The 21,721-nt window shown below is 59.9% G+C and carries 18 protein-coding genes; 3 read left to right on the plus strand and 15 right to left on the minus strand.

Annotation, left to right across the window (positions count from 1 at the left end):
- The first annotated feature begins 189 nt into the window (after positions 1 to 189).
- Both ABID12_RS15655 and ABID12_RS15660 read left to right on the plus strand, forming a co-directional pair.
- A complete protein-coding gene (locus ABID12_RS15655; protein WP_319519116.1) occupies positions 190 to 1,260 on the plus strand; it encodes a CobW family GTP-binding protein in 1,071 nt (356 codons plus the stop codon).
- The gene (locus tag ABID12_RS15660) at positions 1,260 to 2,246 is read left to right on the plus strand and encodes a WD40 repeat domain-containing protein (RefSeq protein WP_354435033.1); all 987 of its coding nucleotides are present in this window, start codon (positions 1,260 to 1,262) and stop codon (positions 2,244 to 2,246) included. The genes ABID12_RS15655 and ABID12_RS15660 overlap by 1 nt, the downstream gene beginning before the upstream one ends.
- Here the strand turns inward: ABID12_RS15660 and ABID12_RS15665 are convergent.
- The 9 genes from ABID12_RS15665 to ABID12_RS15705 form a co-directional block, all read right to left on the minus strand.
- Positions 2,243 to 3,769, minus strand: coding sequence for a putative bifunctional diguanylate cyclase/phosphodiesterase (locus tag ABID12_RS15665; RefSeq protein WP_319519114.1), 1,527 nt, complete (start codon positions 3,767 to 3,769; stop codon positions 2,243 to 2,245). The genes ABID12_RS15660 and ABID12_RS15665 overlap by 4 nt on opposite strands.
- A 225-nt stretch (positions 3,770 to 3,994) precedes the next feature.
- Complete coding sequence (locus tag ABID12_RS15670) at positions 3,995 to 4,399, minus strand: F0F1 ATP synthase subunit epsilon (protein ID WP_106302425.1); 405 nt, start codon at positions 4,397 to 4,399, stop codon at positions 3,995 to 3,997.
- Between the two features lie 73 nt (positions 4,400 to 4,472).
- Positions 4,473 to 5,909 carry a F0F1 ATP synthase subunit beta gene (gene atpD / locus ABID12_RS15675; RefSeq protein ID WP_106302428.1) on the minus strand — a complete coding sequence of 479 codons (1,437 nt, stop codon included), beginning with the start codon at positions 5,907 to 5,909 and terminating at the stop codon, positions 4,473 to 4,475.
- Positions 5,910 to 5,932: 23 nt separating this feature from the next.
- The gene (locus ABID12_RS15680; protein ID WP_354435034.1) at positions 5,933 to 6,811 is read right to left on the minus strand and encodes a F0F1 ATP synthase subunit gamma; all 879 of its coding nucleotides are present in this window, start codon (positions 6,809 to 6,811) and stop codon (positions 5,933 to 5,935) included.
- A 30-nt stretch (positions 6,812 to 6,841) separates the two neighbouring features.
- Positions 6,842 to 8,374: a F0F1 ATP synthase subunit alpha gene (atpA, locus tag ABID12_RS15685; protein ID WP_106302434.1), complete on the minus strand. Its 1,533-nt coding sequence runs from the start codon at positions 8,372 to 8,374 to the stop codon at positions 6,842 to 6,844.
- Positions 8,374 to 8,940, minus strand: a complete 567-nt coding sequence (locus tag ABID12_RS15690; RefSeq protein ID WP_354435035.1) for a F0F1 ATP synthase subunit delta — start codon at positions 8,938 to 8,940, stop codon at positions 8,374 to 8,376. The genes atpA and ABID12_RS15690 overlap by 1 nt, the downstream gene beginning before the upstream one ends.
- Positions 8,941 to 9,183: 243 nt before the next feature.
- A complete protein-coding gene (locus tag ABID12_RS15695) occupies positions 9,184 to 9,570 on the minus strand; it encodes a hypothetical protein (protein ID WP_106302440.1) in 387 nt (128 codons plus the stop codon).
- Between the two features lie 53 nt (positions 9,571 to 9,623).
- The gene (locus tag ABID12_RS15700; RefSeq protein ID WP_354435036.1) at positions 9,624 to 11,840 is read right to left on the minus strand and encodes a primosomal protein N'; all 2,217 of its coding nucleotides are present in this window, start codon (positions 11,838 to 11,840) and stop codon (positions 9,624 to 9,626) included.
- A gap of 46 nt (positions 11,841 to 11,886) precedes the next feature.
- Positions 11,887 to 12,825 (minus strand): GNAT family N-acetyltransferase, encoded by a 939-nt coding sequence (locus ABID12_RS15705; RefSeq protein ID WP_354435037.1) that lies wholly within the window; start codon positions 12,823 to 12,825, stop codon positions 11,887 to 11,889.
- A 142-nt stretch (positions 12,826 to 12,967) separates the two neighbouring features.
- On the opposite strand from ABID12_RS15705, the gene ABID12_RS15710 reads away from it, so the two are divergent.
- Positions 12,968 to 13,903 carry a tyrosine recombinase XerC gene (locus tag ABID12_RS15710; RefSeq protein ID WP_354435038.1) on the plus strand — a complete coding sequence of 312 codons (936 nt, stop codon included), beginning with the start codon at positions 12,968 to 12,970 and terminating at the stop codon, positions 13,901 to 13,903.
- 59 nt (positions 13,904 to 13,962) lie between these two features.
- On the opposite strand, the gene ABID12_RS15715 is transcribed toward ABID12_RS15710, so the two are convergent.
- From ABID12_RS15715 to ABID12_RS15740, 6 genes are all read right to left on the minus strand, one after another.
- Positions 13,963 to 14,223: a hypothetical protein gene (locus tag ABID12_RS15715; protein ID WP_354435039.1), complete on the minus strand. Its 261-nt coding sequence runs from the start codon at positions 14,221 to 14,223 to the stop codon at positions 13,963 to 13,965.
- A gap of 349 nt (positions 14,224 to 14,572) precedes the next feature.
- On the minus strand, positions 14,573 to 15,979 hold the full coding sequence (gene lpdA / locus ABID12_RS15720; RefSeq protein WP_354435040.1) for a dihydrolipoyl dehydrogenase: 1,407 nt from the start codon (positions 15,977 to 15,979) through the stop codon (positions 14,573 to 14,575).
- Positions 15,980 to 16,083: 104 nt separating this feature from the next.
- Positions 16,084 to 16,686 (minus strand): LysE family transporter, encoded by a 603-nt coding sequence (locus tag ABID12_RS15725; RefSeq protein ID WP_106303217.1) that lies wholly within the window; start codon positions 16,684 to 16,686, stop codon positions 16,084 to 16,086.
- Positions 16,687 to 16,748: 62 nt separating this feature from the next.
- On the minus strand, positions 16,749 to 17,363 hold the full coding sequence (locus ABID12_RS15730) for a LysE family translocator (protein ID WP_354435041.1): 615 nt from the start codon (positions 17,361 to 17,363) through the stop codon (positions 16,749 to 16,751).
- A 24-nt stretch (positions 17,364 to 17,387) separates the two neighbouring features.
- On the minus strand, positions 17,388 to 18,620 hold the full coding sequence (odhB, locus tag ABID12_RS15735) for a 2-oxoglutarate dehydrogenase complex dihydrolipoyllysine-residue succinyltransferase (protein WP_106302461.1): 1,233 nt from the start codon (positions 18,618 to 18,620) through the stop codon (positions 17,388 to 17,390).
- 96 nt (positions 18,621 to 18,716) lie between these two features.
- Positions 18,717 to 21,701, minus strand: a complete 2,985-nt coding sequence (locus ABID12_RS15740; protein ID WP_354435042.1) for a 2-oxoglutarate dehydrogenase E1 component — start codon at positions 21,699 to 21,701, stop codon at positions 18,717 to 18,719.
- Positions 21,702 to 21,721 lie beyond the last annotated feature (20 nt).

Below are 21,721 nucleotides of genomic sequence, written 5' to 3' on the forward strand. Positions count from 1 at the left end.
GTTTCTGATTTAAAAATTTAATTCAAAAACCATCAGGATTTCAACATAAAAGGCACAATCGGTTTAAATTCGTCGAAAAATGACAGCGGAAAAGCTCATACATGTCATAACGCAAGCCAGCATTCCGCCCGCCTTGCTGCCCGCCGCCATCATCCTTATATAGGCGGAAAATCCTTTAAAGGAACGATCATGACTGATACGCAAGCAGCTTCGCCCATCCCCGTTACTGTGCTTACAGGTTATCTGGGATCGGGAAAAACCACCCTGCTCAACCGGATCCTCTCCGAAAATCACGGCAAGCAATATGCGGTCATCGTCAACGAGTTCGGCGAGATCGGCATCGACAATGACCTGATCGTGGAATCCGACGAGGAAATCTACGAAATGAACAATGGCTGCGTGTGCTGCACGGTGCGCGGCGACCTGATCCGGGTTGTCGAAGGCCTGATGCGGCGCCCGCGCTTCGATGGCATCATCGTGGAAACCACCGGCCTTGCCGATCCGGTTCCCGTTGCCCAGACCTTCTTCATGGATGATGACGTGCGGGCGAAAACCGCACTCGACGCGGTCATTGCGCTGGTCGATGCCAAGCACCTGCCGCTGCGCCTGAAGGACAGCCGCGAGGCTGAAGACCAGATCGCCTTTGCCGATATCGTGCTTCTCAACAAGACCGATCTCGTCAGCGCCGAGGAACTGGCCGAAGTCGAAAGCCTGGTTCGCGCCATCAATCCGGCCGCCCGGATCTTTCGCACGGAACGCTCCGGCATCGAGCTTGAACGGATCCTGAACCAGAATGCCTTTGATCTGAAGCATGTTCTGGAAGATGACCCGCACTTCCTCGATCACGACCATGATGATCATGTCTGCGGTCCCGATTGCGACCACGACCATCATCACCATGATCATGACCACCACGATCATGATCACCACCATCATCATGGCCTCTCCGACCATCACGATGTCACGGTGCAGTCGGTGTCGTTGCGCGGCGGCCAGCTGGATCCGAACCGGTTCTTCCCGTGGATCCAGTCGGTCACCCAGAACCAGGGGCCGAATATCCTGCGCCTGAAAGGCATTCTGGCTTTCAAGGGGGATACCGACCGCTATGTGGTCCAGGGCGTCCACATGATCATCGAGGGCGACCATCAGCGCCCTTGGAAGGAAGGCGAGAACCGGGAAAGCCGGCTGGTGTTCATCGGCCGCGATCTTGACCGTGAAAAGCTGGAGAAAAGCTTCCGCGCCTGCGAGGTTCAAAACTGATGCCGAGCGTTGCGCCCGTCGATATCGATGATCACGTCATCGCCGCCGCCTTTCTGGGCGGCGTCCCGTTCTTCGCCACGGCAGCGGGAAACATTCACCGGCTCGATGAGGGTGAAAAGGTCACAGAGGCCCATGACGGCCTGCTGACCTGCATTCGCGATCCCTTCAGTCAGTCGCTGCTGACCGGCGGCGAAGACGGCCGGGTGCTGCGCATTTCAAAGGACGGTTCGACCGAAGAACTGGCAAGCGTGCCGCGCAAGTGGATTTCGGTGGTCGCAGGCGGGCCGCACGGCGCGGTTGCCTATGCCGTCGGCAAGGAAACCCGTGTCATCGCCAGCGGGGCGACGCACCTTTTCGCAGAGGAACGCAGCGTCGAGGCGGTGACCTTCGCGCCCAAGGGTCTCAGGATTGCCGCCGCGCGCTACAACGGCGCCTCGCTGCACTGGGTCGCAGGTTCGGCGCCACCGGTCGATCTGGAGTGGAAAGGCGCCCATATCGGCATCACCTTTTCGCCGGACGGACGCTTTCTCGTCACCTCAATGCAGGAAAACGCCCTGCATGGCTGGAAGCTCGACAGCAAGCTTTCGGCCGAAGCGCGCCACATGCGCATGAGCGGCTACCCCGCCAAGGTCAAATCCTGGTCGTGGTCGCCGAAGGGCAAATGGCTTGCCACCTCCGGCGCGCCGGCGGCCATTGTCTGGCCGTTTTCCGGCAAGGACGGGCCAATGGGCAAGGCGCCGCTTGAGCTTGGCACCCGCGCCAATATCATGGTCACCCAGGTTGCCTTTCACCCGTCGGAAGAAATGCTCGCCATCGGCTTTATCGATGGCATGGTACTGGCCGTGCGCATCTCCGACAGCAAGGAGGCGCTGCTGCGTCGCCAGGGCAAGGGCGCAATCACTGCACTTTCCTGGGACGAATCCGGCCAACGTCTGGCCTTTGCCTCGGAAGCGGGCGACTGCGGCATCGTCACGATCGCCGGCTAACGAGCATCAGGCCTTGCGCCGGAAGACCGCGGCAATGCCGCGGTTATATCTTCCGCCGGCGCCGGTTTTCCGTTAAAATACCCCTGCACGGCATCGGCTCCGTGGGCACAGACCCAGTCGAACTGCTGCTTGTCCTCAATGCCCTCGGCAACTGTTTTCATACCCAGCACCCGACAGAGTTTCAGGGTCGAGGCGACGATCTCCTCGCTTTGCGGATCGGTTCCCAGACCCGAAATAAACCCTCGGTCTATCTTGACCCTGTCAAACGGCAGCTCCCTGAGTTGTCGCAGACTGGAATAGCCCGTACCGAAATCATCAAGCGCAATGCGAATGCCGGCGGCCTTCAACTTGCTGATGTTCTTTCGCGTCATGTCCAGTTCCACAACAAGCGCATCTTCCGTGACCTCGATCTCGAACCGCTGTGGCGAAAGCCCATTCTCGCGCAGAATTTTGAGGACACCGGCGGCGAAATTGCGATCGCTCAGTTGATACGGCGTGACATTGACGGCAATGGATGTGGTGGCCGGCCAGGCACGCGCATCCCGGCAGGCCTGTGTCAGGATCACGGTGAAGAGTTCCGGTATCAATCCGGCCGCTTCAGCATGTGGGATAAAATCGCTCGCACTCAATACGCCAAGTTCGGGATGTTTCCAGCGCGCCAGCACCTCGAGCATCACGATCTCGCCCGAACTGCAACTGCGGATCGGCTGATAATAGGGGATGATCTGACCGGATGACAAAGCCGCCGGCAGATCAAGCTCCAGAGCCTGTGCGGTCCTGGAACCGCTGTCCACTTCGGGATCGAAGGAAATAATGCGGCGACGCCCCTCTTCCTTGGCCCGGTACATGGCCGAATCGGCCTTTTTCAAAAGAGTCTCACGGTTTTTCCCGTCTTCCGGATACCGCGCTATGCCGATGCTGGCCGAAGGAAAAATCTCGCGGCCAAGAAGCACCGCCGGTTTCGAAATTTCCGTCAACAGTCTGGAGGCAATCTGTTCGAACGACGGTCCGCCGGCAGCGTCCTGAACGATAATGGCGAATTCATCGCCGCCGAGACGGCCCAGAAAATCATCCGAACGAACGCTTTTTTTCAGCCGTTCCGAAATGATCTGTAAGAGCCTGTCTCCGGTCTCATGCCCCAGTTTGTCATTGATCTGCTTGAAACGGTCGAAGTCGATGAACATCAGCGCAAAGCGGTCGGACTGCCGCCGGGCACGCGCCAGCCGCCGCTCGCATTCCTCTTCGAAAGAGCGCCGATTGGCAACACCGGTCAGCGAGTCCTGCCGCGCCAGCGCAAGCGCCAGCCGTTCGGCCTCGCGACGGCGTGTGATTTCCTCACGCAGCGCCCGAGACCTGCGGAACAGGAGAACGGACAACCCCAAACTTGCGACCATGAAGGCAGTGAAGAACTCGTCGATCTCCCAGTTTTCATGAGCCCGTGAAAACTCGTAGAGATGTTCAAAAGACTCGACCGAAATCAGGACCACCAGAGCGAAAACGCCAATGATGATCGCGACCGTCATATCGCTAAGGTTCCTAAGCTTCAGCAACCAGTTCTTCAATACCGCACCTTTTCACCGGTTTTACCAATATTACCGACATCAACTTAATCGCGCCCGGCAGGTTCCACTATTCTTCGCGTATACGGCCGGCAAAAGCTGCCAGATGACAAGATTATGTCAAAAAACGAAAAAAGCCGCAGCAAAATCGCTGCGGCTTCAATCAAAATACTATTTGTCGTTAACAGGTCAGCCCGGCAGAACTGTCTGGTTGAGATGCGTCAACTCGTTCATCATCTGCTCAATGGCGCTCTTGTGATCGCTATGGCTTGCATCATCCAGTTCCTTGCGCAGCGTCTTGATGCGATGCTCGATCGCATCAGCAGCTTCACCGATCGGAACTGCGGTTTCAGCCAGAAGCGTGCAGGCATTGCCCTGAACATCTGCAAAGCCGTGAAACACCAGAAACTGGAATTCCTTGCCTTCGCGGTTCTTGAACTTCACCACGCCGGGACGGATCGTTGTCATGGTCGGCGCATGATCCGGCATGACCGTCATCTCGCCTTCCGTTGCCGGAATGACAATCCCATCCGTTTCAGCAGAGGCCAGAAGCTTTTCGGGGGTCACCAGCTCGAAAATCATCGTATCAGCCATGACATTCCAATCTCTTGTCTTTCAAAACGCACCGGTCGCGAAGGGCGGCGCTCAGGCCGCCCGCCGCAAGGGATCAGGCAGCTTCGGCGAGCTTCTTGGCCTTTTCGACGGCATCGTCGATCGTGCCGACCATGTAGAAGGCCGCTTCCGGAAGGTGGTCGTATTCACCTTCGACCAGACCCTTGAACGAGCGGATCGTGTCTTCCAGCGAAACCAGAATGCCCGGCGAACCGGTAAAGACTTCAGCAACATGGAACGGCTGCGACAGGAAGCGCTCGATCTTGCGGGCGCGGGCAACCGTCAGCTTGTCCTCTTCGGAAAGCTCGTCCATGCCGAGGATGGCGATGATGTCCTGAAGCGACTTGTAGCGCTGCAGCGTCGACTGAACCGCACGGGCAACTTCGTAGTGCTCTTCACCGACGATCATCGGGTCGAGCATGCGCGAGGTCGAATCGAGCGGGTCAACAGCCGGGTAGATACCCTTTTCAGCAATCGAGCGCGACAGCGTCGTCGTTGCGTCCAGGTGAGCAAACGAGGTGGCCGGCGCCGGGTCGGTCAGGTCGTCGGCAGGCACGTAAATGGCCTGAACCGAGGTAATCGAACCCTTGGTCGTCGTGGTAATGCGCTCCTGCAGGGCGCCCATGTCGGTGGCCAGCGTCGGCTGATAGCCCACAGCAGACGGAATACGGCCCAGCAGAGCCGAAATTTCGGAACCGGCCTGGGTGAAGCGGAAGATGTTGTCCACGAAGAACAGCACGTCCTGGCCCTCGTCACGGAAGTTTTCCGCAATCGTCAGCCCGGAGAGCGCCACGCGGGCACGTGCGCCGGGCGGCTCGTTCATCTGGCCGTAGACCAGCGCGCATTTCGAACCTTCGGCCGAACCGTTGTTTTCGGCCGGGTCGACGTTCACGTTGGACTCGATCATTTCGTGATAAAGGTCGTTGCCTTCACGCGTACGCTCGCCAACGCCGGCGAACACGGAATAACCGCCGTGCGCCTTGGCGATGTTGTTGATCAGTTCCTGAATCAGAACCGTCTTGCCCACGCCGGCGCCGCCGAACAGGCCGATCTTGCCGCCCTTGGCGTAAGGCGCCAGCAAGTCAACAACCTTGATGCCGGTGACCAGAATTTCGGCTTCCGTCGACTGATCGACATAGGGCGGAGCGTCCTGGTGGATACCGCGCTTTTCCTTGGTCTTGATCGGGCCGACTTCATCCACCGGCTCACCGATGACATTCATGATGCGGCCGAGTGTCTCGACACCAACCGGAACCTGGATCGACGATCCGGTATTCTTGACTTCCTGGCCACGAACCAGACCTTCGGTCGCGTCCATGGCAATGGTGCGGACTTCGTTCTCGCCGAGGTGCTGTGCGACCTCGAGAACCAGCCGGTTGCCGTTGTTTTCGGTTTCAAGCGCATTCATGATGGGCGGCAGTTCGCCGTCAAAGGCAACGTCCACAACGGCGCCAATAATCTGCGTCACTTTACCGATAGAGGCCTCAGCCATGATAAAACCCTCTTTTCAAGCTCTTACAGCGCTTCCGCGCCGGAAATAATTTCAATCAGTTCCGTGGTGATCTTTTCCTGGCGCTGACGGTTGTAGGAAAGCGTCAGCTTGTCGATCATCTCGCCGGCGTTGCGCGTCGCATTGTCCATTGCGGTCATCTTCGCGCCCATCTCACCTGCGGAATTTTCCAGCAGAGCGTGGAAAATCTGCACGCGGATATTCAGCGGCACGATTTCGGAAAGAATGGTTTCCGCATTCGGCTCATAGTCGTAAAGCGCCGTTTCCGAACGCTTTTCCTGACCCTCGGGAGGCGCAGCCGGAATAAGCTGAATGTCGGTCGGAACCTGCGAAATCACCGACTTGAACTCGGAATAGAACAGGGTGCAGACGTCGAATTCGCCTGCGTCGAACATTTCCGTCACGCGATTGCCGATATCCTCGGCATTCTCGAAGCCGATCTTGCGGACATCGCGCAATTCGACACGTTCGACGATCAGGTCGGCGAATTCGCGGCGCAGTGCGTCATAACCCTTGCGGCCGACGCAGAACAGCTTGACGGTCTTGCCTTCCGAAATCAGCTTGCGCGTATGCAGCCGGGCGTGACGCGCGATCTGCGCGTTGAAACCGCCGCAAAGGCCGCGTTCGGCCGTGCAGACCACCAGAAGATGAACGTCATCCTTGCCGGTTCCGCTCATCAGCTTCGGCACTTCCTCGCCCTCGCCGACAGCAGCCGTCAGGTCAGCCATGACGGTGGCCATACGTTCGGAGTAAGGCCGGGCGTGTTCCGCGGCCTCCTGCGCGCGACGCAGCTTCGCCGCGGCGACCATCTGCATCGCCTTGGTGATCTTCTGCGTCGCCTTCACCGAGGCAATGCGAAGCTTCAGATCCTTCAATGAAGCCATGGGTATAAAATCCCCGCTAAGATTACCTGGTTACTTGGAGAAGTTCTTCGCAAAAGCGTCGATTGCCGCTTTCAGCTTGCCCTTCAGATCGTCACTCAGCGCCTTTTCGGTGCGAATACCGTCCAGCACGTCGCTGGCCTCGCCACGCACATAAGACAACAGGCCCTGTTCGAACTTGCTGACATCGCCAACCGGCAGCTTGTCGAGATAACCGTTCACACCGGCGAAGATCACAACAACCTGCTCTTCCGTCTTCAGCGGCGAGAACTGCTGCTGCTTCAGAAGTTCGGTCAGACGCGCACCGCGGTTCAGCAGGCGCTGGGTCGCGGCATCAAGGTCGGAACCGAACTGCGCGAAGGCGGCCATTTCACGATACTGGGCAAGCTCGCCCTTGATCGAACCGGCAACCTGTTTCATCGCCTTGATCTGGGCCGACGAACCAACGCGCGACACCGACAGACCGACGTTAACAGCCGGACGGACGCCCTGGTAGAACAGGTCGGTTTCCAGGAAGATCTGACCGTCGGTGATCGAGATCACATTGGTCGGAATAAAGGCCGAAACGTCGTTACCCTGGGTTTCGATCACCGGCAGAGCCGTCAGCGAACCTCCGCCGCGCTCGTCGGAGAGCTTGGCAGCGCGCTCCAGAAGACGCGAATGCAGGTAGAAAACATCACCCGGATAGGCTTCACGGCCCGGCGGGCGGCGCAGCAACAGCGACATCTGACGATAGGCAACGGCCTGCTTGGAAAGGTCGTCGTAAGCAATCAGCGCATGCATGCTGTTGTCGCGGAAATATTCACCGATGGCGCAGCCGGCAAACGGCGCGATGTACTGCATCGGAGCCGGATCGGAAGCGGTCGCGGCGATCACGACGGAATATTCAAGCGCGCCGCGCTCTTCCAGGGTCTTCACGAACTGGGCAACGGTCGAACGCTTCTGACCAACGGCGACATAGACGCAGTAAAGCTTGTCATTGTCCGGGCCGTTGTCGTGGATCGGCTTCTGGTTCAGGAAGGTGTCGAGAATGATCGCGGTCTTGCCGGTCTGACGGTCGCCGATGACCAGCTCGCGCTGGCCGCGGCCGATCGGGATCAGCGCATCGATAGCCTTGAGGCCGGTCGACATCGGCTCATGAACCGACTTTCGCGGAATGATGCCGGGCGCCTTGACGTCGACAGTGGCGCGCGTATCCGAAGCAATCGGGCCCTTGCCGTCAATCGGATTGCCGAGCGCGTCGACAACGCGGCCGAGCAGGCCGGGACCGACCGGAACGTCCACAATGGCACCGGTACGCTTGACCACATCGCCTTCACCGATCTCACGGTCGGAACCGAAGATAACGACACCGACATTGTCGCTTTCGAGGTTCAGCGCCATGCCGCGCACACCGCCTTCGAATTCGACCATCTCGCCGGCCTGGACATTATCGAGACCATAGACGCGGGCGATGCCGTCGCCGACCGAAAGCACCTGACCGACTTCCGAGACCTCAGCCTCGTCGCCGAAATTTTTGATCTGCTCTTTCAGAATTGCGGAAATTTCCGCGGCCCGGATATCCATCAGCCAACCTCTTTCAGTGAAAGCTTAAGTTTGGAGAGTTTCGTGCGCAGCGACGTGTCGATCTGACGCGAACCGACCTTGACGATCATTCCGCCGAGAAGCGACGCATCTTCGGTAATATGAAGGGTCACATCCTTGCCCGTCACATCCTTCAGCGCAGTCTTCAATTCCTGTTGTTGTTCGTCAGACAGGGCATGCGCCACTGCCACTTCGGCCGTCATCTGTCCGCGATGGGCAGCAACCTCGCCGCGATAGGCCAGGATCATGCCAGGCAGGACAAACAGACGGCGGTTTTTCGCAACCAGCTTGACGAAATTGGCGACATAGCCGCCGATCTTCGCCTTGGCGAGAATGGCGGTTACAGCCTTCAGCTGCTCGTCCGCGCTGAACACGGGACTCACCACCAGACGCCTGAAATCGTCGCTTTCGTTCAACAGCGTCTCGACTCGGTCGATATCGGCGCCCAACGCGTCGATGCTGTCTTCATCCTTGGCAAGTTCGAACAGGGAGACAGCATAACGCTGCGCAACGTTCGAAACAGATTGGGATAGGTCTGCCACAGGCACAAATTCCCCTTAAAAATCGGCTCGGGCGGTATCCATGACAGGCACTGCCCGAAGCCCTCAAAACTTCACGATATCCCCGGGAAACAGCATAAAAACATGCTGGCCCTCCCAATAGTTGGGGTTCGTCTAGCACAGGTAAAAGCTCTCCGCAACACGCTCAAAGCCCGTTTGGAGCATTGGCCTGCGTTTCTTGTCACAAAGTCTGAAATCCCTGAAACGCAGTACTTTTGAAAGCCTTGCCGTTCACGCCCAGCCAAGACCGTAGAGCAGCATGAACACACCCGCTACCGCCTGGCAGACGAGGAATATGCCGCCCTTGATCGACCGGCTTCCCGTCGTGGCCATCCACAACAGCCTTGTCAGGAATCCGAAGATCAGCGCCAGACCGAATGTGCGGTAGATCATCGGCTGATCGAACAGCAGCGCCATCAGCGACATCGCCGCATAGGTTCCGCCGATCATCGAGCGGATATGAATGCTGGCGCCGCTTTCCTCCTTCAGTCCCGAAAAACCGGCCAGCCCCATCAGTTTCAATGGCGCAAGCGCCACCACCAGCCCCCAGATCAGGATGACCACCGCCATGAACAGGGCGACCTGCCCGACAAAACTCTCCGGCCAGTAAAAACTCATCTGAAAGCTCCTTCCCATCGTCGGCACGCGATACCGCACGCCTTTCAGCTTATCTAGAGAAAGCTCTGCGGGTCAATGTCAAGCTGCACACGGACCGTGCCACGTTGTCGCGGCCCGTTTTCGAGCATTTCCCTCAAAAAAGCCTGGATATCATCCGCGCGGCTGCCGTGAACAAGCAGGCGGAAACGGTAGCGCCCGCGCACCAGCGCAAGCGGCGCCTCGGCAGGTCCCAGCACCGATATCGAGCGACCGGCAGGCGCTGCCGCCCTCAGCCCCCGCGCATGCGCCTCGGCATCGCCACGGTTATCGGCGGAAATGATGACGGCGGCAAGCCTGCCGAAGGGCGGCAATCCGCTCTTTTCCCGCTCGGTGATCTCGCGTTCGTAAAACGCATCGGCTTCACCGGAAACAATTGCCTGCATCACCGGATGGGCCGGCTGGTAGGTCTGGATCAGCCCCTTGCTGGCAAGCCCCGTGCGCCCGGCCCGCCCGGTCACCTGCGCAAGCAGTTGAAATGTGCGTTCGGCCGCGCGCGGATCGCCGTTTGCAAGGCCGATATCGGCATCGACCACGCCGACAAGCGTCATCAGCGGAAAATTATGCCCCTTGGCCACCAGTTGCGTGCCGATGATGATGTCCGCCTCGCCATTGGCAACTGCCTCCAGCTCGAGCCGCAACCGCTTGACGCCGCCGGCCATGTCCGATGACAGGATGATCGTGCGCTTTTCCGGGAAATGCTGCTCGACCTCCTCGGCGATCCGCTCCACCCCCGGCCCGCAGGCCACGAGATGATCGAGCGTTCCGCATTCGGGGCAGGCCTCCGGCACCGGCTCGGCATGGCCGCAGTGATGGCACATCAGCCGCCCGCGAAACCGGTGTTCAACCAGCCAGCTTGAACAATTGGGGCACTGGAAGCGATGACCGCAGACCCGGCAGAGCGTCAACGGCGCATAGCCGCGACGGTTCAGGAACAACAGCGCCTGTTCACCGCGCCCGACGGTCTTGTCGATCTCCGACAGCAACATCGGCGACAGAAACCCGCCGCGCTTCGGCGGATCGCGCCTGAGGTCGACCGTCTTCAAGCTTGGCAACGCCGCTTCGGCAAAGCGGCCCGGCAGATGGATGCGCTGATACCGCCCGGCCAGCGCATTGACCTGGCTTTCCACAGACGGCGTGGCCGAAGCGAGAACGGCCGGAAATCCGCCGATGCGGGCGCGCACCACCGCCATATCACGGGCATTGTAGAACACCCGGTCTTCCTGCTTGTAGGCGGTATCGTGTTCCTCATCGACCACGATCAGGCCGAGGTCCTCGAAGGGCAGGAACAGCGACGAACGGGCACCGGCGACGACGCGGACAGCCCCTTCGGCCGTCTGCCGCCAGACCTTTTCGCGCATGCGCGGGGCGAGATCGGAATGCCATTCGCCCGGACGTGTGCCGAAACGCGCCTCGAACCGGTCGAGGAAACTGGCGGTGAGCGCGATTTCCGGCAGAAGGATCAGCACCTGCTTGCCCTTGGCAAGGGTTTCGGCCACGGCCTCGAAATAGACTTCCGTCTTGCCGGAACCGGTCACGCCGTCAATCAGCGTCACATGAAAACGATCGGCCGCAACGGCTGCACGCAGATCGTCGGCCGCTGCCGCCTGGTCGGGTGACAGGTCGGGCGGCGCATAGTCGGGATCGGGCGTGCCGAACGCCGGTGGCGGCGGCATGAAAACGGTGTCGAACACGCCCTGTTTCATCATGGTTTCGACCACGCTGGAGCTCACGCCTGCCGCGCGCGCCAGACCGAGCCGCGTCCACCCCGCACCGTCTTCGGCCAGTTCCAGCACCCGTTTTCTGGCAGGCGTCATCCGCTCCGGCACGGTGCCCGTCAGCGTCAGCCCCTCGATCATCGGTTCCGGCTCAAGCGCTGCCGGCGCGCGCACGGCCATGCGCGCCACAAGCCCCGGCGGCGACAGCGTGTAGGCCGACATCCAGGCAATGAACCGACGCATGTCATCGGCAACCGGCGGGCAGTCGAAGACGTGCTCGATCGGCCGCAGCTTCTTCGGATCGACCGTGTCGCCTGACGCTTCATCCCAGACAATGCCGATCACCTTGCGGGGGCCGACGGGCACCTGCACCACGGAGCCGGGCATCACCGCCATGCCTTCGGGAACAGCATAGGAATATGGTCCTGCCACGGGCAGCGGCACCATCACAGGCACGCTGCGCATCACGGCAGGATCAATCGGTTTTCCGAAAAGGTCGAGCGAATCTCGGGTCATGGCTGGCAAGCTTGCCTGCCGCATCCTTTAAAGTGAAGTGCAGAATTCAAGAGGCGTCCGACACCACCGAAGCCGACTTGCCGTTTTCCAGAACAAAGGCGGCATCGGGATCATCGGCCAGTGCATGCACGGTATGGTGCTCAAGAGCAGCGGTCACATCCGCCGGCGCGCCCTGCAATTGATCGGGCATGATCATGTTACCGATGGTGAAGTCGAATCGATCGCCCTGCTTGTTCAGAAGTTCGTGGAAGACCGTCATGTCGCGCAGTTCGGTCGACCACTTGGCGAACCAGTAGAACAGGCCGGAATTGCGCGCCTTCAGGTGCACCGGCAGGATCGGCAGATCGTATTTGCGGGCAAAACCGATGGCCGAGGTCTTCCATGGGCGTTCATTCAGCTTGCCGTCGGCCCAATAGGCGATGCGCCCCGAGGGAAACAGCACCATCGCCTTTTCTTCCCTGATGGCATTGTTGGTGACCTGCAGGGTTTCGCGCGCCTTGAGCTTGCTCTTGAACTCTTCGCGCCATTCAACCGGAATGATCATCTCGACCAGACGCGGGTTGACGCGCACGGCGTCCCGGTTGGCGAAGAACATCATGTCGGGACGGCGTTCCTTCAGAAGATCGAACACGGCGACACCGTCGGCAATGCCGGTCGGATGATTCGAAACCATGACGAAGCCGCCCTTTTCAGGGATGCGCTCACCGCGAATGCAATTGATATCGAGTGTCAACCGCTCGGAGATGTACTGGAAAACCTGGTAACCATCCATGGACTGGATGTCATTGGCGAAATCGATCGCCTTCCCGTATCCGAGAAGCAGATGCAGAAACGGCCGCATGACCGGCCAGAACGGATTGTGGACAATCTTCTGGCCGCGCTCGGCGATCAGCGTATCGACGATGTGCCCCGGCTGCCCTTGCGATACAAGCGCCACAGCCTCAGCAAACTGCGCCAGAGCGGATGATGAATCACGACGCGCCATATAAATTCCTGCTTTTGCCGAGCGGCCTATATCGCAATTCCGTATGAAAAGACAATGACACCTCCCGGAACCCTTAGCGTTTTTGTAACCCAATTTACTGTAAAATCGCGTCGCGGCAAGAAGTTCCTTGGACGGTGACCCCATGAGCGAAATACTGGTGCCTGCTGATGATACATTGCTTGCATTGCGTCAAGAGTGGCTGCAGGCACTGGCCGGCGAACGCCGGCTTTCAGCCAAGACGGCGGAGGCATACGAACGCGATACGCGGCAATTCCTCGCCTTTCTGTGCGGCCATATCGCACGGCCGGTCCGGCTTGACGACATTGATTCGCTGCGTCCTGCCGATGTGCGTGCCTATCTCGCCTTCCGGCGTCGCGAGGGTGCCGGCGCGCGCACGCTCGGCCGCGATCTGGCCGGCATTCGCTCGTTTCTGCGCTGGCTGGAAAAACGCGGCCTGGCCAATGCCGCCGGCGTGCGGGCCATGCGGGCGCCGAAGCAACCGAAATCCCTGCCCAAACCGCTGAGCGCCGAGGAAGCGCTCGCCGTCTCGGGCAATGATGCTCAATTGGCGGAAGAACCATGGATCGCCGCACGCAATGCGGCCGTCTTCTGTCTGCTTTACGGCTGCGGATTGCGCATTTCGGAAGCCATCGGGCTGACACCGGGCGATTTTGCCGGTGAGCCGACAAGCCTCAGAATTACCGGCAAGGGCAACAAGACCCGCATCGTGCCGCTGCTGCCGGCAGCTCTTGCGGCGGTGCGGCACTATATCGCGCTCTGCCCCCACCATCTGGACGCAGCCAAGCCGCTTTTCCGGGGCCTGCGCGGCAAGACGCTGCAGCCGGCGATCATACAGCGGGAAATGCAGGCAATGCGCGGCGCGCTCGGCCTATCGGACAAGGCCACGCCCCATGCGCTGCGCCATTCCTTCGCAACGCATCTGCTGGCCGCCGGCGGCGACCTCAGAACCATTCAGGAATTGCTGGGCCATGCCAGCCTGTCGACCACACAGGTCTATACCGGCGTCGACACCGGACGGCTTCTGGAGATCTACGACAAGGCGCATCCGCGCGCCTGATCGGTCCAGCGGGCAGAACAGGCCCCGCCGACAAAGCGGGACCTGCGGGAAAAACGCGATCAGGCGTTATTGTCGTAGCTGAAGCTGATCAGTTCGGGCGAACCGTCGGGACGGACCTTGAAGGTCTTGACCGCATGCCAGTTGGCACCGTTGTGGACACTGGTGGAGAAGATATCGCCGGGCTGGGCAAGCTGGGCAATATCCCTGTCGGCAGCGGTGATCTTCGGGCCGTACATCGCCGGATTGAGCGGTTCGCCGGCAAAGGCAGCGCCTGCACCCACCATCAGGGTCGCAAGCGAAAGCGCGATTAGTTTTTTCATCGGATTGGTCCTTGGGATGTTTTCAGTGTTCTTTTGAAACCGGAAAGGATCATCCCTTTCCATTCCCATTTTACGCCCAGCGATGGCGGAAACGATACTCAATTCTTGGTAATGAATACATTAAATTACTGTAAATATTATATTTTTCTGAATTCAGATTTACGGGAAACGCAATTGGCATCGTTGTGACGGCGGCCACGCCCCACGGCGCATTACCGCCCCTCGACAGCCTATCCCAAGGGATCATGTTCGGGGACTGAGACAGGGCCAGTATTGTTACCAACAAAAAATGCGGCCCCGCGAGGAGGCCGCATCCAATTTTCCGGAATGGCTCCAGGAGCAACCGGTCTTACATGTGGATCGGCTTGAAGAATGCCGCCATGGCGGCCTCCTTGACCGCTTCCGACATGGTCGGGTGTGCGTGGCAGGTGCGGCCGAGGTCTTCCGACGAACCACCGAATTCCATCAGCACCGACGCTTCCTGGATCATTTCGCCAGCGCCGAAGCCGACGATGTGAACGCCGAGCACGCGGTCGGTTTCCTTGTCGGCCAGCACCTTGACGAAACCATCGGTGGTTTCCATGGCGCGAGCCCGGCCATTGGCCATGAACGGAAACTTGCCGACATTATAGGCGACGCCGTCCTTCTTCAGCTCTTCCTCGGTCTTGCCGACGGAGGCGACTTCCGGCTGGGTGTAGACGACGCTCGGGATCACGTCGTAATTCACATGACCGGCCTGACCGGCGAGGATTTCGGCCAGCGCCACGCCCTCGTCTTCGGCCTTGTGCGCCAGCATCGGGCCCTTGACCACATCGCCGATGGCATAAATGCCCTCGACATTGGTCTTGAAATGGCCGTCGATCTCGACCCGGCCACGCTCGTCGAGCTTGACGCCGGCGTCTTCGAGGCCAAGACCTTCGGTATAGGGCTTGCGGCCCGTCGAAATCAGCACGATATCGGCGTCCAGCGTTTCCGCATCGCCGCCCTTGACCGGCTCGAAGGTCACCTTCGCGCCCTTCTTGCCCTTTTCAACGGCCGTGACCTTGGCCGACAGCTTGAAATCAAGGCCCTGCTTGGCGAGCAGCTTCTGGGTCTGTTTGGAAACTTCGCCATCCATGGTGCCGAGGATCTTGTCGAGGAATTCCACGACCGTGACCTTGGCGCCCAGCCGTGACCAGACCGAGCCCAGTTCCAGCCCGATAACGCCGCCGCCGACAACGATCATCTTTTCCGGCACCTTCTTCAGCGCAATCGCTCCGGTGGAGGAGACGATGGTTTCCTCGTCAATGGCAACATCGACGCCGGGAATGCCGGCAACATCCGAACCGGTGGCAATCACGATGTTCTTGGCTTCCAGATCCTCGGTGGAGCCGTCTTCCTTCGTCACCTGCACCTTGCCGGCGGAAACGACCTTGCCGGTGCCCTGAAAACCGTCGATCTTGTTCTTCTTGAACAGGAAGGCAACGCCTTCGACATTCGACTTCACCACCGCATCCTTGTGGGCCAGCAGCTTGTCGTGATCGAGTTCGACGCCGGAAAGCTTCACGCCGAGGCTTTCCATGCCATGGGCGGCGTGGGCATACTGTTCGGAAGCATGCAGCAGCGCCTTGGACGGAATACAGCCGACATTGAGGCAGGTGCCGCCATAGGTCGCGCGCTTTTCAACGACAGCGACCTTCATGCCGAGCTGCGAGGCCTTGACCGCGCAGACATAGCCGCCGGGGCCGGAACCGATTACGATAAGATCATAGGACATCAGATTTCCTTCTCTTTTGTGCGGTCATGGCCGGTGCGAAGGATGGGCGCATATGACCGTGATGGGTACGGGCCGAGGGGCCGGTTTGTTTCTTCAGGGGCCGCTCAGCCCGCCTTTTCGGTTGCCAGTTTTAGGCCGAAAGCGATGAACACCGCGCCGCTGGCGCGGTTGATCCACACACTCGCCTTTTCAAACGCATGGCGCATGGTGGGCATGGTCAAAAACAGTGATACGCCGACGAACCATGCAATCAGGCAGGTGGCCATGACGAGGCCGTAGCCGAACTTCACGCCCGCCGGGGTTTCGTGGCTGACCACGGTTGAGAATATCGACAGGAAGAACAGTACCGGTTTCGGGTTCAGCGCATTGGCGAGAAAACCGAGCGAAAAGGCCTTCGCCGCCCCCTGCCTCGCCGTCACCGCGGTTTCCGCAACGGGCGAGACATTGGCCTTGCCGGAGCGGAACGACTGGATGCCGAGATAGATCAGATAGGCAGCGCCCATCCACTTGATGACGTTAAACAGCATGATCGACTGCGAGATGATGAGACCAAGCCCGAGGATCGTGTAGCTGACATGAAACATCAGCGAGGTGCCGATGCCGAAACTGCTCAGTATCGCCGAACGTCGCCCATGCACCAGCGCCTGCCGGATAACCATGGCGGTGTCAGCCCCGGGGGCAACGATGGCGAAGGAAAAAATCGCCATGAGGGATGCCAGTTCGACCAGATATTGATGATTCACGATATGCTGCTCCGCCTGTCCACGTTTTATTGTCTGCTGAGCGCCAGCTTCAGGCCGAAGCCGGCAAAGGCCATGGCGACCGAGCGGCGCATCCAGGCCATTGCCCGTTCACTGGAAAACACACGGTCGCGCATCAGCGCCGCGAACTGGCCGTAGATGACAAAGACGACCAGCGTCATCAGCATGAAGATCCCCGAAAGCATCAGCATCTGGAAAACGGCATGACCGGCGGCGGGATCGACGAATTGCGGCAGGAAGGCCAGGAAAAACACGGACAGTTTGGGATTGAGGATGTTCAGCAGAAAGCCGTCTCGCACGATCGCGAGCGTCGAGCGTTTCGCCCGCGGCTCGGCGGAAATCGACAGCGTGCCGTGTTCCTTCAGCACCTGCCAGGCGAGATAAAGCAGATAGGCGACACCGGCGAACTTGACCGTCTGGAACAGGACCGCACTGGTGTGAAACAACGCCGCCAGCCCGAAAACCGAAGCCAGAATGGCCGGGACGATACCAAATGTGCAGCCGACGGCCGCCGCAACAGATGCGCGCCGGCCTGAAGACAGGCCGGTCGCCAGCGTATAGACAACGCCGGTACCGGGAACCAGGACCACAATCAATGCGGTTATGAAAAACGCGATGCTCATGGTCCTGCCCCCTTTAGCGGATGATCAGAGATCGAGAACCAGACGTTCCGGATCCTCAAGCGTTTCCTTGACGCGGACCAGGAAGGTTACGGCCTCCTGACCGTCGACCATACGATGGTCGTAGGAAAGCGCAAGATACATCATCGGGCGAATGACCACCTGACCGCCGATCGCCATCGGGCGTTCCTGGATCTTGTGCATGCCGAGAATGCCCGACTGCGGCGCATTCAGGATCGGCGACGACATCAGCGAGCCGTAGACACCGCCATTGGTGATGGTGAAGGTGCCGCCCTGCATGTCGGCCATGGAAAGCTGACCGCCGCGCGCCGCCTTGGCAAGACGGGCAATCTCGGCTTCAATCTCGGCAATCGACATCTGGTCGGCATCGCGCACGACCGGAACGACGAGGCCCTTGTCGGTGCCAACGGCCATGCCGATGTGGCAGAACTTCTTGTAGATGATGTCCGTGCCGTCGATTTCGGCGTTGACCGCCGGAATTTCCTTCAGGGCATGACAGACAGCCTTGGTGAAGAAGCCCATGAAGCCCAGCTTGACGTCGTGCTTCTTCAGGAACAGGTCCTTGTATTTCGACCGCAGCTCCATCACGGCCGTCATGTCCACCTCGTTATAGGTGGTCAGCATGGCCGCCGTGTTCTGCGCATCCTTCAGCCGCTTGGCGATGGTCTGGCGCAGGCGGGTCATCTTGACGCGCTCTTCGCGATCGGCGTCCTCAACCTTGGACGGCGCGCGCTGCGGGGCCTTGGCCGGTTCGGCGGCCGGAGCGGACGTGCCCTTGGCGGCAGCGGCGATGACATCGCCCTTCAGCACCTGGCCGCGCTTGCCCGAACCTTCCACCTGATCGGCGGAGATGTTCTTTTCTTCCATCATCTTGGCAGCAGACGGCGCTGCCGGCATGTCGGAGCCGGATTTTGCAGCCGGTTCTTCGGCTTTCGGCGCTTCTTCCTTCGGCGCTTCGGCCTTGGGTTCTTCCTTTTCGCCACCGCCCGCAGCCGGGGCGTCGCCCTCGGCGATCTGGCCGAGCAGCGCGTCGAGCTCGACGGTCTCGCCTTCGCCGGCGACGATTTCGGAAAGCGTGCCGGCAGCCGGGGCCGGGACCTCGATGGTCACCTTGTCGGTTTCCAGTTCGACAATCGGCTCATCGGCGGCGATAGCGTCGCCGACCTTCTTGTACCAGGTGCCGACCGTTGCCTCGGTAACGGATTCACCCAAAGTGGGAACGCGGATTTCAGTGGCCATGTCAAAAGTCCCGATATTGATAAACTTTGTGTCCGGATCGCCTTTTAAGCGGTCGTTGCGCGCCGGGCGTCAAGGTCCGGCGCGCTTCTGTTGGTTTCATTCGCCGAGCGCGTCGTCGAGGAAGGCGGCAAGCTGAGCCTGGTGGCGCGACATCAGCCCCGTCGCCGTCGAAGCGGCTGCGGCACGTCCGGCATAGCGAACCCGCGAATGCTTGGCATCGATATGCGTCAGCACCCACTCCAGATAGGGCTCGATGAACGACCATGCACCCATATTCTTCGGTTCTTCCTGGCACCAGACCATTTCCGCGTTCTTGAAGCGCGAAAGCATGTTGATCAGCGCCTTGGCCGGGAACGGATAGAGCTGTTCGACGCGCAGCAGGTAAATATCGTTGATCCCGCGCTTTTCGCGTTCCTCGAACAGGTCGTAATAGACCTTGCCCGAGCACAGGACGACGCGGCGGATCTTGGAATCCCTGACCAGCTTGATCGGCGTATCGTGCTCGACGGCATCATCCCAGAGCAGACGGTGGAAGGCGGTTTCGCCGGCCATTTCCGAAAGCGTGGACTGGGCGCGCTTGTGGCGCAGCAGCGACTTCGGCGTCATCAGGATCAGCGGCTTGCGGAAGTCGCGCTTCAACTGGCGGCGCAGAATGTGGAAATAGTTCGCCGGCGTGGTGCAGTTTGCGACCTGCATGTTGTCTTCCGCACACATCTGCAGCCAGCGCTCCAGACGGGCCGAGGAATGCTCCGGTCCCTGCCCCTCATAGCCGTGCGGCAGCAGGCAGACGAGACCGGACATGCGCAGCCATTTGCGTTCGCCCGAGGAGATGAACTGGTCGAACACCACCTGGGCGCCATTGGCGAAATCGCCAAACTGCGCTTCCCAGAGCGTCAGCGCGTTGGGACGGGCCAGCGAATAGCCGTATTCGAAGCCAAGCACGGCTTCTTCCGACAACATCGAGTTGATGACCTCGTAGCGACCCTGGCCGGAGCGGATATTCTGCAGCGGCAGGTAGCGTTCCTCGGTCTCCTGATCGTAGAGCACCGAATGGCGCTGCGAGAAGGTGCCACGCTCGACATCCTGACCGGACAGGCGAACCTTGAACCCTTCATAGGCGAGCGACCCGAAGGCCAGCGCCTCGGCCATGGCCCAGTCGATGCCCTCGCCGGTCTCCATCATCTTGGCGCGGTTGTCGAGGAAACGCTTGACCGTGCGGTGAACGTTGAAGCCTTCCGGCACTTCCGTCAGCTTCTTGCCGACTTCCTTCAGCGTCTTCATCGGCACCGAGGTCTTGCCGCGGCGCAGCTCATCGGCGTTGTCGGCAGCCCGCAGCCCCGACCATTCGCCATCCAGCCAGTCGGCCTTGTTGGGCTTGTAGGAGGAGCCGGCCTCGAATTCCTGCTCCAGGAAGCTCTTCCAGTCGGCCAGCATGCCGTCGAATTCTTCCTTGGTGATCAGGCCTTCCTTGATCAGCCGGTCGGCATAGAGCTTGGTGACGGTCTCGTGGCCGCGGATGACCTTGTACATCTTCGGCTGGGTGAACGCCGGCTCGTCGCCTTCGTTATGGCCGAAGCGACGGTAGCAGAACATGTCGATAACGACCGGCTTGTGGAACTTCATCCTAAACTCGGTCGCGATCTTGGCCGCATAGACCACGGCTTCCGGGTCGTCGCCATTGACGTGGAAGATCGGCGCTTCGATCATCTTGGCCACATCCGACGGATAGGGCGAGGAGCGCGAGAACGCCGGATTGGTGGTGAAACCGATCTGGTTGTTGACGATGAAATGCACCGTGCCGGCAACGCGGTGGCCGCGCAGGCCGGACAGGCCGAGAATTTCGGCAACCACGCCCTGGCCGGCAAAGGCGGCATCGCCATGCAGCAGCAGCGGCATGACCTTGGAGCGTTCGTCGAGCGGCACAATCTCGCCCTCGCGGCGGGTCGCGATGATATCCTGCTTGGCGCGGGCCTTGCCCATGACCACCGGATCGACGATTTCCAGATGCGAGGGGTTTGCCGTCAGCGACAGATGGACATTGTTGCCGTCGAATTCGCGGTCGGAGGAGGCGCCGAGGTGGTATTTCACATCGCCCGAACCTTCGACATCGTCAGGCTTGAACGAACCGCCCTTGAATTCGTGGAAGATGGCGCGGTGGGTCTTGGCCATCACCTGGGACAAAACGTTGAGGCGGCCGCGATGCGGCATGCCGAGCACGATTTCCTTCAGGCCCAGCGATCCGCCGCGCTTGATGATCTGTTCCATCGCCGGGATCAGCGATTCCGCACCGTCGAGGCCGAAACGCTTGGTGCCCTTGTATTTGGTGTCGAGAAACTTTTCGAAGCCCTCGGCCTCGACCAGCTTCTGCAGGATCGCCTTCTTGCCGTTCTCGGTGAAGGTGATGCTCTTTTCCGGTCCCTCGATCCGCTCCTGAATCCAGGACTTTTCTTCCGGGTTGGAAATATGCATGAACTCGACGCCGAGCGTGGTGCAATAGGTACGCGTCAGGATGTCGAGCATTTCCGGGATAGTGGCGTATTCCAGCCCCAGAACATTGTCGAGGAAGATACGGCGGCCGTAATCGGCCTCGGTAAAGCCATAGGCCTTGGGCGACAGCTCGTTGTAATCGTCATCCGCCATGCCGGCGAGACCGAGCGGGTCAAGATGGGCATGCAGATGGCCGCGCATGCGGAAGGCGCGGATCATCATCAGCGCGCGGACGGAATCGCGGGTCGAGCGCAGCACGTCCTCGTTGGAAACCGCAGCGCCTTCGGCTGCCGCCTTGCCGCGCAGCTTCTTCTCGACCACCTGTTCGACATCGGCCCAGTTGCCGTCAAGAGCGGCCGTCAGGTCGTCATTGGGTTTCTGCGGCCAGTTGTCCTTTTTCCAGGACGCACCTTCGGCGGCCTTGCGCACGGCATCCGGATCGTCGCCAAGCGCCTTGAAGAAATCGCGCCACTCTTCAGAGACGGCATTGGGGTTTTCTTCATAGGCCGCGTACAGATGCTCGATATAGGTCGCATTGGCGCCATCGAGAAACGAGGTCAGAAGAAATTGTTCGTTGGCTTCTTGCCTGGACATATGCACCGCGCGGACCGAAG

It is taken from the genome of Martelella mangrovi (genome assembly GCF_040545495.1).
Lineage (GTDB): Bacteria > Pseudomonadota > Alphaproteobacteria > Rhizobiales > Rhizobiaceae > Martelella > Martelella mangrovi.

Bases quoted from the DNA above. Each gene is read 5' to 3' on its own strand.
- atpD (WP_106302428.1), bottom strand. From the start codon at position 5,909: ATGGCTGAGGCCTCTATCGGTAAAGTGACGCAGATTATTGGCGCCGTT.
- ABID12_RS15670 (WP_106302425.1), bottom strand. From the start codon at position 4,399: ATGGCTGATACGATGATTTTCGAGCTGGTGACCCCCGAAAAGCTTCTG.
- ABID12_RS15655 (WP_319519116.1), top strand. From the start codon at position 190: ATGACTGATACGCAAGCAGCTTCGCCCATCCCCGTTACTGTGCTTACA.
- ABID12_RS15660 (WP_354435033.1), top strand. From the start codon at position 1,260: ATGCCGAGCGTTGCGCCCGTCGATATCGATGATCACGTCATCGCCGCC.
- atpA (WP_106302434.1), bottom strand. From the start codon at position 8,374: ATGGATATCCGGGCCGCGGAAATTTCCGCAATTCTGAAAGAGCAGATC.
- ABID12_RS15710 (WP_354435038.1), top strand. From the start codon at position 12,968: ATGAGCGAAATACTGGTGCCTGCTGATGATACATTGCTTGCATTGCGT.
- lpdA (WP_354435040.1), bottom strand. From the start codon at position 15,979: ATGTCCTATGATCTTATCGTAATCGGTTCCGGCCCCGGCGGCTATGTC.
- ABID12_RS15715 (WP_354435039.1), bottom strand. From the start codon at position 14,223: ATGAAAAAACTAATCGCGCTTTCGCTTGCGACCCTGATGGTGGGTGCA.
- ABID12_RS15695 (WP_106302440.1), bottom strand. From the start codon at position 9,570: ATGAGTTTTTACTGGCCGGAGAGTTTTGTCGGGCAGGTCGCCCTGTTC.
- ABID12_RS15665 (WP_319519114.1), bottom strand. From the start codon at position 3,769: ATGACGGTCGCGATCATCATTGGCGTTTTCGCTCTGGTGGTCCTGATT.
- ABID12_RS15705 (WP_354435037.1), bottom strand. From the start codon at position 12,825: ATGGCGCGTCGTGATTCATCATCCGCTCTGGCGCAGTTTGCTGAGGCT.
- ABID12_RS15730 (WP_354435041.1), bottom strand. From the start codon at position 17,363: ATGAGCATCGCGTTTTTCATAACCGCATTGATTGTGGTCCTGGTTCCC.
- ABID12_RS15700 (WP_354435036.1), bottom strand. From the start codon at position 11,840: ATGACCCGAGATTCGCTCGACCTTTTCGGAAAACCGATTGATCCTGCC.
- ABID12_RS15725 (WP_106303217.1), bottom strand. From the start codon at position 16,686: ATGGCGATTTTTTCCTTCGCCATCGTTGCCCCCGGGGCTGACACCGCC.
- ABID12_RS15680 (WP_354435034.1), bottom strand. From the start codon at position 6,811: ATGGCTTCATTGAAGGATCTGAAGCTTCGCATTGCCTCGGTGAAGGCG.
- odhB (WP_106302461.1), bottom strand. From the start codon at position 18,620: ATGGCCACTGAAATCCGCGTTCCCACTTTGGGTGAATCCGTTACCGAG.
- ABID12_RS15740 (WP_354435042.1), bottom strand. From the start codon at position 21,701: ATGTCCAGGCAAGAAGCCAACGAACAATTTCTTCTGACCTCGTTTCTC.